An 11,349-nucleotide genomic window follows, 5' to 3' on the forward strand; every position below is an offset into this window, starting at 1 on the left:
AGGTAATCTGTTTTATAGAGCTACTTGTTATTACTAGGTAGGGTATGGCCTTTTTGTTATAATAGGAATGAAAGGTATAGCAATGAAACAAATTTTTAAATCAAGAGAAAAGTTGTGGGTTTCTCTTATTATTATAGCTTTTGCTGTGTTATTGGTTACACCACAACTACTTACAAGAAAAGTCATTTTAGGTTCAGATTCCATCTTTCACTATAACAGGTTCTATGAAGCTGCTATGCAACTAAAAAATGGTAACCTTTCTTACTTTTTATCTTTATATGGATTCCAACAGTCAGGCCGCATTGTCAATGCTCTTTACGGTCCTTTTTTTGCCTATTTACAAGGAGGGCTTATTTTAATAAGTGGCACTTGGTTTCGTTATCAGATTGTGTCAAGGGTATTACTACATATACTAGCAGAGTCCTCAATGTATGCCTTGCTCAAGCAGTGTAAAGTTAAGACAAACATTGCCTTGTCACTAGGTTTACTCTATGCGACAACATTCTCTATCCAATACTGGACGATGCGTCAGGGTTTCTCTAGTTGGGGAGCAGCTTTACTACCTTTTTGTTTTATTCCAGCAATTCACTATGTCTTTTATCAAAAAGTAGAACCAATTAGACTTGCCTTGTCTATGGCATTGATTTTTCAGGTTCACGTACTCAGTGCTTTGATATTAGTGATGATGTATCTTCCTTTTTATCTTTACACTTTTGTAAAGTCTCCTATCGCTAAGAAAAAGGAAACCTTCGTTCAAGTCCTTATAGCAGTCATTCTATTCCTCTTACTGACTGTCAATGTCTGGTTAGTACTCCTATATTTGAGAGGGACTAATCATCTCTTAGATCCATTTATAAATAGAGAAATAGGTAAGAATGGGATAGATGGGACAGCAAGATATTGGCTATATACCCCAATTTCCTTAATGGTGTTACTCATTTTACAGTTTCTTTACGCTGTTTTGAATTGGAAGAAATTTGCTAGATGGAAAAAAATACTGCATTTTATTTATTTTGTCTTTTTCTTCTTGTCGACAGGTCTTTTTCCGTGGCAGCATCTAGTAGAAAATGGAAACACATTTGCTGAACTGATTCAATTTCCATTTAGATTCTTTGTTCCTGCCACCATTTTACTTTTAGCAATTACGGGGTTAACGGTCACGCGATTTGTAAACTGGCGAAAAAGTATTGCTGTTTTACTCTTTGCCTTTGCGGGTGTTGGTCTCATTCAGAATATGATGGATACTACCGATCGTGTAAAAACTGCGGCACAAGATGGTGAACTTATTTCCATTGTTAAACATACTTACGTTGAAGGAGATTACCAGACGATAAGTCTTACCATGAATGACAGTGACTTGTCACAGTTTTTAAATTTAGTTGTCAAACCCACACCAGATTACGTACCTATTTATGGGACAATAGGTAAGCAGAACACTTATGATCTTTATTACGAAAATATCGTTACGAATCAGAAGGCAGAAAAGCTACTAGAAGATGGTAATCTTGTATTAACTTGGCAAGCTGCTGAAGGGGAGGAACTGAATCTACCGATAGTTGTCTATAAAGATTCCATCTTGACACTAAATGGTAAAGAATTAGACAAGGATGCCTATAACTTGTCAACGATTGGTACACCGACCGTTTCATCACAAGAAGGACAGAATAAACTTGTGTTAAGTTATAAGGAGCCAGGATGGCTATTTGTAGCGTTATTGATTCCAATAATAGTCTTAGGAGTAATAGGTTTACAGTGGCTTTACACGAAAACAAGTATCAAAAAGGTTGCCTAGTGGTAACCTTTTTGCATTATTCTTTAATCATGATATAATTAAGCTTGCGTGCTTTTACGCTTCAAAATCGACCTTCAAATCGATATTTGAATAACTAGACCCTTCAAGTCTATGTTAATTTTTATTTGATGGGAGGAGTTATCTATGACTGATAATTCAAAAACACGTGTTGTTGTCGGTATGAGTGGTGGCGTTGATTCATCAGTAACAGCCTTACTTTTAAAAGAGCAAGGTTATGATGTAATCGGTGTTTTCATGAAAAACTGGGATGACACAGATGAATTTGGTGTGTGTACCGCAACCGAAGATTATAAAGATGTAGCAGCAGTAGCTGATCAGATTGGTATCCCCTATTACTCTGTCAACTTTGAAAAAGAGTACTGGGATCGTGTATTTGAGTATTTCTTAGCAGAGTACCGTGCAGGCCGTACCCCTAATCCAGACGTTATGTGTAATAAGGAAATCAAGTTTAAGGCTTTCTTAGATTATGCGATGACATTGGGAGCGGATTATGTGGCTACAGGACATTACGCTCAAGTTGTTCGCGATGAAGACGGCATTGTCCATATGTTGCGTGGTGCAGATAACAATAAAGATCAAACCTACTTCCTTAGTCAACTTTCGCAAGAGCAGTTGCAGAAAACGATGTTTCCTTTAGGACATCTACAAAAGCCAGATGTTCGTGAGATTGCTGAACGTGCAGGTCTTGCAACAGCCAAGAAAAAAGATTCAACAGGAATATGTTTTATTGGTGAGAAAAACTTTAAAGAGTTTCTTAGTCAATACTTGCCAGCTCAAAAAGGTCGTATGATGACTGTCGATGGTCGTGATATGGGTGAACACAACGGACTCATGTATTACACTATTGGTCAACGTGGTGGTATGGGTATTGGTGGCCAAAAAGGTGGCGATAATGCTCCTTGGTTTGTAGTAGGAAAAGATCTTTCTAAAAATATTCTTTACGTGGGTCAAGGTTTCCACCATGAGTCCTTGATGTCAACTTCTCTTGACGCTTCAATGATTCACTTTACTCGAGATATGCCAGAAGAATTTGAAATGGAATGCACAGCAAAATTCCGTTATCGTCAACCTGATAGTAAAGTTACTGTAAAGGTTAAGGGTGATAAAGCAGAGGTTGTTTTTGCTGAACCTCAGCGTGCTATTACACCTGGTCAAGCCGTTGTTTTCTATGATGGTCAGGAATGTTTAGGCGGCGGTATTATTGACCAGGCGTATAAAGACGGAAAAGTTTGTCAGTATATCTAACTGGAGTTGAGTAAAAACGATGAGTTCACAATTTTTTTATGCATTTATGGCATTTTTCGCTATAATGAACCCAATTTCAAATCTTCCTGCTTACATGGCTTTAGTAGCAGATGATAGTCAAAAAATTTCACGAAAAATTGCTTTTAGGAGTCTTTTGATTGCCTTTGTTATTATAACTGTTTTTATCTTTTCAGGAGATTTCATTTTTAAAGTATTTGGAATTACAATTGTTTCTTTCAGAATTGCTGGTGGAATATTAGTGGCTGTTATCGGTTATCATATGATTAATGGTAATCATTCACCTAGCTATAAAGGAATGGAGCAGCAAGCAGTAAATTCAGATCCAATGTCTATTGCTATTTCTCCTCTTGCAATGCCACTTTTTGCAGGACCAGGTACAATTACAACTGCTTTAAGTTTGGCTAATGGAGGTTTGCAGAATCAACTGATAACCGTAGTTGCTTTTGCTCTACTATGTGTCATCACTTATCTCCTGTTAAGAAGTGCAAAACAAATTGCAGGCTTCTTGGGAGAAAATTTGATGAAAATTATAACGAAAATGATGGGACTTTTACTATTCTCCATAGGTATACAGATGATTATCGTCAGTGTGCAGACCTTGATTAAACAGTGATTTTCATTGACAAAACGATTTGATTTGATAAAATAACTTTAACAATAGTCATGATGGTCAAAGCTCATGAGAATTGTGCGTTTTTGCGTACAGTTTTCTGGAGTTTTGGCTATTTTTGTAGGAAAAAACAAGGAAAGGATGGGCAGTTGATTGTAAATCACTGCATAAATCTAAAAAATGTCTTACGAGTTTGATGAAAATTTTGATGTAATTGTTGTTGGTGCTGGTCACGCTGGTGTGGAAGCTAGCTTAGCTGCAGCCCGTATGGGATGTAAGGTTTTATTAGCGACTATTAACCTAGAGATGCTGGCTTTTATGCCATGTAATCCTTCCATTGGGGGATCAGCCAAGGGGATTGTTGTCCGTGAGATTGATGCCCTTGGTGGAGAGATGGGTAAAAATATTGATAAAACTTATATTCAAATGAAAATGTTGAATACCGGTAAGGGACCTGCTGTCAGAGCTTTACGTGCACAAGCCGATAAAGCCTTGTATGCTATGACAATGAAGCATACAGTTGAGCGTCAGGAAAACCTGACTCTCCGTCAGTCCATGGTTGATGAAATTCTTGTTGAAGATGGTAAGGTAGCTGGTGTCAGAACAGCCACAAATCAAAAATATGGAGCTAAAGCAGTTGTTGTCACAACAGGAACGGCTTTGCGTGGTGAAATTATCCTAGGTGAGCTCAAATATTCTTCAGGTCCTAATAACAGCCTTGCATCTGTCACGTTGGCAGATAACCTGAGGAATCTTGGCCTTGAAATAGGAAGATTTAAAACAGGTACCCCTCCTCGTGTCAAGGCATCATCAATTAATTATGAAGAAACTGAAATTCAACCAGGTGACGAAAAGCCTAATCATTTTTCATTCTTGTCGAAGGATGAAGATTATCTTCAGGATCAAATTCCTTGTTGGCTAACTTATACGAATCAAGAGAGCCACGATATTATCAATAACAATTTACACCGTGCCCCAATGTTTTCAGGTATTGTCAAGGGGGTAGGACCTCGTTATTGTCCATCAATCGAAGATAAAATTGTCCGATTTGCTGATAAGAATCGCCACCAACTTTTCCTTGAACCTGAAGGAAGAGAGACTGAAGAAGTCTATGTGCAAGGCCTGTCAACTAGTCTGCCAGAAGATGTTCAAAAAGAGTTGATTCACTCAATTAAAGGTCTCGAAAAGGCAGAGATGATGCGAACTGGTTATGCGATTGAATATGATATCGTGCTCCCTCATCAACTACGTGCAACACTTGAAACGAAGTTGATTTCAGGTCTCTTTACAGCAGGACAGACCAACGGAACTTCTGGATACGAGGAGGCAGCAGGTCAAGGTCTAGTTGCTGGTATCAATGCGGCTCTTAAAGTTCAAGGTAAACCTGAACTTATTCTCAAACGTAGTGATGCCTATATTGGTGTAATGATTGACGATCTTGTCACAAAAGGAACCTTGGAGCCATATCGTTTATTGACATCACGCGCAGAGTATCGTCTCATATTACGTCATGATAATGCTGACATGCGCTTGACACCTATTGGTCGAGAAGTTGGTTTGGTTGACGATGAACGTTGGAGTATCTTTGAAATTAAGAAAAATCAGTTTGACAGCGAGTTGACACGTCTGTCAAAAGAAAAATTAAAACCTATTAAAGAAACGAATGAAAAAATTCAAGCTCTAGGCTTTAAGCCATTGACAGATGCCATGACGGCTAAAGAGTTTATGCGTAGACCAGAGATTGATTACGCCACAGCTACTCAGTTTGTGGGCCCAGCTGCAGAAGATTTGGACGCTAAGATTATAGAGTTGCTTGAGACCGAAATCAAGTATGAAGGTTATATTAATAAAGCTTTGGATCAAGTAGCTAAGATGAAACGTATGGAAGAAAAGAGGATTCCAAAAAATATTGATTGGGATGCTATTGATTCCATTGCTACCGAAGCTCGTCAAAAATTTAAGAAAATCAATCCTGAGACCATTGGTCAAGCGAGTCGTATTTCAGGGGTCAACCCAGCAGATATCTCAATTCTGATGGTTTATCTTGAAGGTAATAATAAGGCCCGCAGGAAAGTAGACTAACGGTGCTAATACGTTTAAAAGCCTTTTAATTAAGGCTTTTTTATGTTATAATTGTTAGATTAAGAGGTTTTATATGAAAAGATTTCACTTTGCAACGATTCATCTTGTAATGATTGGGCTAATTCTTTTTGGAATTGCTACTATTTTTGTTCGCGTACTAAAATCGGAGTCTGCACTCATTTTTGCGCTTTTTATTATTATGGTAGTAGTTGTTGCCTTATTGCATTACCAAAAGACAACATATGAGTCCTTGGAAATAGAGCAATTAGATGAACTGAATCAGGATGTTGAAGATTCTTTAAAGACTCTTCTCGGAAAGATGCCTGTTGGGGTTATTACTTTTGATGAGAACGATCATATTGAATGGTTCAACCCCTATGCGAAGCTAGTACTTTCGGATGAAAATGGAAATTTCAATAAACAGTTGATTGCGGATTTTATTTCCCAGAAACGAAAAGGTTCCCCTTCGAATGTGATAACCGTTGGTGACAATAAATATGCCGCTTTTGTGGATTTTGACAATAAGTTGACATATTTTATTGACAATGTTTATGATCAAGATGAAAATGCTGATCCAAATATGACTCGTCCTGTTATCGGGATTATTTCAGTTGATAACTATGACGATGTGACGGGAAGTTTACCCGATGCCGATGTTTCAAAAATCAATACATTTGTGGCAGGGTTTATTTCTGAGTTTGCTAAGGCCAAGCATATTCATTATCGACGTATTGAAGGCGATCGTTTTTATTTCTTCACCAACTACAGTGTTTTGACAGAATTCATGAATCAAAAGTTTTCAGTCTTGGATGACTTCCGTCAGCAGGCTCAGGAGCGTGGATTACCACTGACTTTGAGCATGGGAATTTCATTTGGTACGCTTAAGCATGATCAAATCGGTCAGGTTGCCTTGCAGAATCTGAATATCGCACTAGTTCGCGGTGGAGATCAAGCTGTTGTCAAGGAAAACGATGATCACAAGGAACTTCTTTATTTTGGAGGAGGTTCTGTTTCAACAGTAAAACGTTCTCGTACAAGAACAAGGGCCATGATGACTGCAATCTCTGATAAGTTGAAAACAGTCGAAAAAGTGTTTGTTGTCGGACATAAGAATCTCGATATGGATGCTCTAGGGGCAACGGTCGGTATGGCTCATTTTGCCAGTCAAATTGTTCGAAAAAGCTATGCTGTTTACGATGATACGGCTATGAATGCAGATATTGAGCGTGCAGTCGAACGTTTAAAAGAAGATGGTCAGTCACCTCTTATTACACTTTCAGAGGCTGAGGAGCTAGTCAATCAACATTCGTTACTAATTATGGTTGACCATTCTAAAATCAATTTAACTTTATCTAAGGATTTTTATGATCGATTTAATGAAGTTATTGTCGTAGACCATCACCGTCGAGATGATGATTTTCCTGAAAATGCTGTTTTGACCTTTATTGAAAGTGGGGCGAGCTCAGCTTGTGAATTGGTTACGGAGTTGTTGCAATTCCAAGGTGCCCCAGAACGTTTGAGTAAAATCCAAGCCTCTATCCTTATGGCAGGTATCATGTTGGATACTAAAAATTTCTCAACTCGTGTGACTAGTCGAACCTTTGATGTCGCCTCTTATCTGCGTAGTTTAGGAAGTGATAGTGGAGAAATCCAAACGATCTCTGCTACTGATTTTGAAGAGTATCGACGTATCAATGAGCTAATTCTAGCAGGTGAACGTATTACAGATGATATCATTGTTGCCTCAGGTGATAATCCTAAATGTTATAATAATGTTGTGATTTCTAAGGCAGCAGATACGATGCTTGCCATGGCAGGTATCGAAGCAACTTTTGTTGTCGCTAGGACCAGTGATTCTACTGTGAATATATCTGCTCGAAGCCATAAAACGATTAATGTACAACGTATTATGGAGAAAATGGGTGGTGGAGGCCATTTCAACTTAGCGGCCTGCCAATTGCGAGACTGTAGTGTTGCTCAAGCAAAAAATAAATTGATTGAAACTATTATGGGAGAATTGGCTCCCAAGGAGGACTAAAATGAAAGTTATTTTCTTACAAGACGTTAAAGGTAAAGGTAAAAAAGGCGAAATTAAAGAAGTACCATCAGGTTACGCTCAAAACTTCTTGATTAAAAAGAATCTTGCCAAGGAAGCGACAAACCAAGCTATCGGTGAGTTGAAAGGTAAGCAAAAATCTGAAGAAAAACATGCAGCAGAGTTGTTGGCTGAAGCGAAGCAAGTTAAAGAGCAACTTGAAAAAGAAGAAAATCGTCTTCAATTTACTGAGAAGGTCGGACCAGACGGACGTACTTTTGGTTCAATTACAGCCAAAAAGATTGCAGAAGGACTTCAAAAACAATTTGGTATCAAAGTTGATAAACGCCATATTGAACTTGAACATCCTATTCGTGCGATTGGTCTAATTGAGGTTCCTGTAAAGCTTCATAAAGAAGTGAGTGCACAAATTAAACTTAACATCAAAAATAGTGCTGAGTAATTCGTTGACACTATAAGTAAATCTTGTAAAGGAGGGAATAATTGTGGCAGAAGCTCAAGAATTAAGAGTGCAACCTCATGATTTAGTAGCGGAACAGTCTGTTCTAGGGGCTATTTTCATTAACCCGGAAAAGTTGATTACAGTTCGAGAATTTATCGAAGCAGACGACTTTTACAAGTATTCCCATCGTGTCATTTTTAAAGCAATGGTAACGCTGTCGGATCGAAATGATGCCATTGATGCCACGACAGTACGCACCATTCTAGATGACCAAGATGACCTCCAAAATATAGGGGGTATTTCTTATCTTGTAGATTTGGTCAATAGTGTCCCAACATCCGCAAATGCTGAGTATTATGCTAAGATTGTGGCTGAGAAAGCCATGCTTCGCCGTATTATAAATAGATTGACAGAGACTGTCAACCAAGCATATGAGGGTGCAACTGAATCGGATGAAATTATTGCGAATGCTGAGAAAGCCCTAGTTGATGTTTCAGAGCATAGCAATCGTAGTGGTTTCCGCAAAATATCTGAAGTTCTTGATGTCAATTTTAATACTTTGGAGATGCGTTCACAGCAAACATCAGATGTTACTGGGTTACCAACAGGTTTCCGTGACCTTGACAAGATTACAACAGGTTTACACCCTGATCAATTAATTATTTTAGCAGCTCGTCCCGCAGTTGGTAAAACGGCCTTTGTGTTGAACATTGCTCAGAATGTTGGCACCAAGCAAAATAAAGCTGTTGCAGTCTTTTCACTAGAGATGGGGGCAGAAAGCTTGGTTGATCGTATGTTGGCAGCTGAAGGGATGATTGATTCCCATGCTTTACGTACAGGTCAATTGACAGAGCAAGATTGGAATAATGTGATGATTGCTCAAGGGGCATTGGCTGAGGCACCTATTTATATAGATGATACCCCTGGTATAAAGATTACTGAGATTCGTGCACGGTCCCGTAAATTGTCACAAGAAGTAGAGGGTGGTCTCGGTCTTATTGTGATCGACTATTTGCAGTTGATTACAGGGACGCGACCAGAAAATCGCCAACAAGAGGTTTCAGATATTTCAAGACAGTTAAAAATTCTGGCCAAGGAGCTTAAAGTTCCTGTAATTGCCTTGAGTCAGTTATCTCGTGGGGTTGAACAACGTCAGGATAAACGTCCAGTCTTGTCTGATATTCGTGAGTCAGGATCTATCGAGCAGGATGCCGATATTGTAGCCTTCTTATATCGTGATGATTACTACCGAAAAGAAGGTGAAGAACCAGAGAATGCGATTGAAGATAATACAATCGAAGTTATCCTAGAAAAAAACCGTGCTGGTGCGCGTGGAACAGTCAAGTTACTATTCCAAAAAGAATACAATAAATTTTCATCGATTGCTCAGTTTGAGGAATCATAATTTTCAGATTTAAGGAGATATATATACATATGAGTGATGCATTTGCAGATGTTGCGAAGATGAAAAACATCAAGGAAGCTATTAAGTCACATGAAGGTCAGCTAGTAGAATTAACCCTAGAGAATGGACGTAAACGTGAAAAGAATAAAATTGGTCGATTGACAGAAGTTTATCCATCATTGTTTATTGTTGAATATCAAGACTTCAGTTCTCAAGCAGGAGCTATTAATAATAGTTATGTTGAATCTTACACTTATTCAGATATTTTGACTGAGAAGACTCTCATTCGTTATTTGAGTCCTGAGGAACAAGCTGAAATCGAAAATAAATAAGAAAAAGCCTTTACTTGGGCTTTTTTTCGTGGTAAAATGTTAAAGTATGTGAAATAATAGCAGGATAAAATGAAGCTCGTCAACAGGAAGTCGGCTAGAAAAGTAACCTTTGCTGTTTGGGCGAAGTCTTTCTGAACGAATCAGGTTTATCTAAAACGTTATTTCCTAAAAATATTTTTTATAGGAGGACATTATTAATGTCACGTTATACAGGTCCATCATGGAAACAATCACGTCGCCTTGGTTTCTCACTTACAGGCACAGGTAAAGAATTGGCACGTCGTAACTACGTACCAGGTCAACACGGTCCAAACAACCGTTCAAAACTTTCAGAGTACGGTTTGCAATTGGCTGAGAAACAAAAACTTCGTTTCTCATACGGTTTGGGTGAAAAACAATTCCGTAACTTGTTCGTACAAGCTACTAAAGTTAAAGGTGGAACACTTGGTTTCAACTTTATGGTTCTTTTGGAACGTCGTCTTGACAACGTTGTTTACCGTCTCGGTCTTGCAACTACTCGTCGTCAAGCACGTCAATTCGTAAACCACGGTCACATCCTTGTTGACGGTAAACGTGTTGATATCCCATCATACCGCGTTGAAGTTGGTCAAGTAATCTCAGTTCGTGAAAAATCAGCTAAAGTTCCTGCTATCCTTGAAGCAGTAGAAGCTACTATCGGACGTCCAGCATTTGTATCATTCGATGCTGAAAAACTTGAAGGTTCATTGACACGTCTTCCAGAACGTGATGAAATCAACCCAGAAATCAACGAGGCACTTGTCGTTGAATTCTACAACAAAATGCTTTAATTTTAAAATTCATTTTGCAAAAAGCCCGTTGTTATGGGCTTTTTTGTTTATCTTAAATCATTGATTTTTGAGTTTGTTCAGTTATTTGTTTAGTTACAAGTTTGTTTTCTAATAAAAAAAGTCCCTAGTCTAATACAAGTGACTAGGGGGCGTAATATGATAATAGATGATTTTGAGGTATAAATTATTTATTATCCAATCCGCCTTCAAAATCTGCTGAAACATTTGAAACGTAGTTGGTGAAATAGGCTTCAAAATCTTTTTTTAGTTGGTCGTACTCCTCTTCGGAGTAATCTTTATCCTCTATATAAGCCTGAAATCTAGGAATTCCCAGATCTTTTTGGAGACGTTGGATTACTTCTGTCTTTGTCATAAGAACCTCTCTTTCATTCTTTATTTTACCATATTTCAAATTGTATGAAGCATGCATGTTGTTTTAAAGGTTCACTTTTGATATACTGTCAAAGTTATTTAAGAAGGGGGCTACTATGTCTATTATTACACTAATTTTAGCTGGGATTGTTGCTTTGGAGC

Annotated in this window: 10 protein-coding genes; 9 read left to right on the forward strand and 1 reads right to left on the reverse strand. The window is 38.2% G+C overall.

All coding sequences use genetic code 11. From position 1 onward, the window contains the following. Positions 1-82: 82 nt before the first annotated feature. The 9 genes from HMPREF2877_RS03270 (at position 83) to rpsD (ending at position 10,815) form a co-directional block, all read left to right on the forward strand. Complete coding sequence (locus HMPREF2877_RS03270; RefSeq protein WP_014632485.1) at positions 83-1,792, forward strand: hypothetical protein; 1,710 nt, start codon at positions 83-85, stop codon at positions 1,790-1,792. A 144-nt stretch (positions 1,793-1,936) separates the two neighbouring features. Next, on the forward strand, positions 1,937-3,058 hold the full coding sequence (mnmA, locus tag HMPREF2877_RS03275) for a tRNA 2-thiouridine(34) synthase MnmA (protein ID WP_014632486.1): 1,122 nt from the start codon (positions 1,937-1,939) through the stop codon (positions 3,056-3,058). A 19-nt stretch (positions 3,059-3,077) separates the two neighbouring features. Further along, positions 3,078-3,692 carry a MarC family protein gene (locus HMPREF2877_RS03280; protein ID WP_070578654.1) on the forward strand — a complete coding sequence of 205 codons (615 nt, stop codon included), beginning with the start codon at positions 3,078-3,080 and terminating at the stop codon, positions 3,690-3,692. Positions 3,693-3,869: 177 nt separating this feature from the next. Next, positions 3,870-5,771, forward strand: a complete 1,902-nt coding sequence (mnmG, locus tag HMPREF2877_RS03285) for a tRNA uridine-5-carboxymethylaminomethyl(34) synthesis enzyme MnmG (RefSeq protein ID WP_070578657.1) — start codon at positions 3,870-3,872, stop codon at positions 5,769-5,771. 73 nt (positions 5,772-5,844) lie between these two features. Then, a complete protein-coding gene (locus tag HMPREF2877_RS03290) occupies positions 5,845-7,809 on the forward strand; it encodes a DHH family phosphoesterase (protein WP_070578661.1) in 1,965 nt (654 codons plus the stop codon). Between the two features lies 1 nt (position 7,810). After that, the gene (rplI, locus tag HMPREF2877_RS03295) at positions 7,811-8,269 is read left to right on the forward strand and encodes a 50S ribosomal protein L9 (RefSeq protein ID WP_002885729.1); all 459 of its coding nucleotides are present in this window, start codon (positions 7,811-7,813) and stop codon (positions 8,267-8,269) included. 43 nt (positions 8,270-8,312) lie between these two features. Beyond that, positions 8,313-9,674, forward strand: a complete 1,362-nt coding sequence (dnaB, locus tag HMPREF2877_RS03300; protein WP_002885809.1) for a replicative DNA helicase — start codon at positions 8,313-8,315, stop codon at positions 9,672-9,674. Between the two features lie 29 nt (positions 9,675-9,703). Continuing rightward, positions 9,704-10,006 carry a Veg family protein gene (locus HMPREF2877_RS03305; RefSeq protein WP_002885699.1) on the forward strand — a complete coding sequence of 101 codons (303 nt, stop codon included), beginning with the start codon at positions 9,704-9,706 and terminating at the stop codon, positions 10,004-10,006. A 197-nt stretch (positions 10,007-10,203) separates the two neighbouring features. Further along, entirely contained in the window at positions 10,204-10,815 is a 612-nt protein-coding gene (rpsD, locus tag HMPREF2877_RS03310) for a 30S ribosomal protein S4 (protein WP_002885833.1), read from the forward strand. Positions 10,816-10,999: 184 nt separating this feature from the next. Here rpsD and HMPREF2877_RS03315 read toward each other — a convergent pair whose 3' ends face one another. Further along, the gene (locus HMPREF2877_RS03315; protein WP_002885644.1) at positions 11,000-11,188 is read right to left on the reverse strand and encodes a hypothetical protein; all 189 of its coding nucleotides are present in this window, start codon (positions 11,186-11,188) and stop codon (positions 11,000-11,002) included. Between the last annotated feature and the right edge of the window lie 161 nt (positions 11,189-11,349).

The sequence above is a fragment of the Streptococcus sp. HMSC072D03 genome (assembly GCF_001812855.1).
GTDB classification, from domain to species: Bacteria; Bacillota; Bacilli; order Lactobacillales; family Streptococcaceae; genus Streptococcus; species Streptococcus salivarius_D.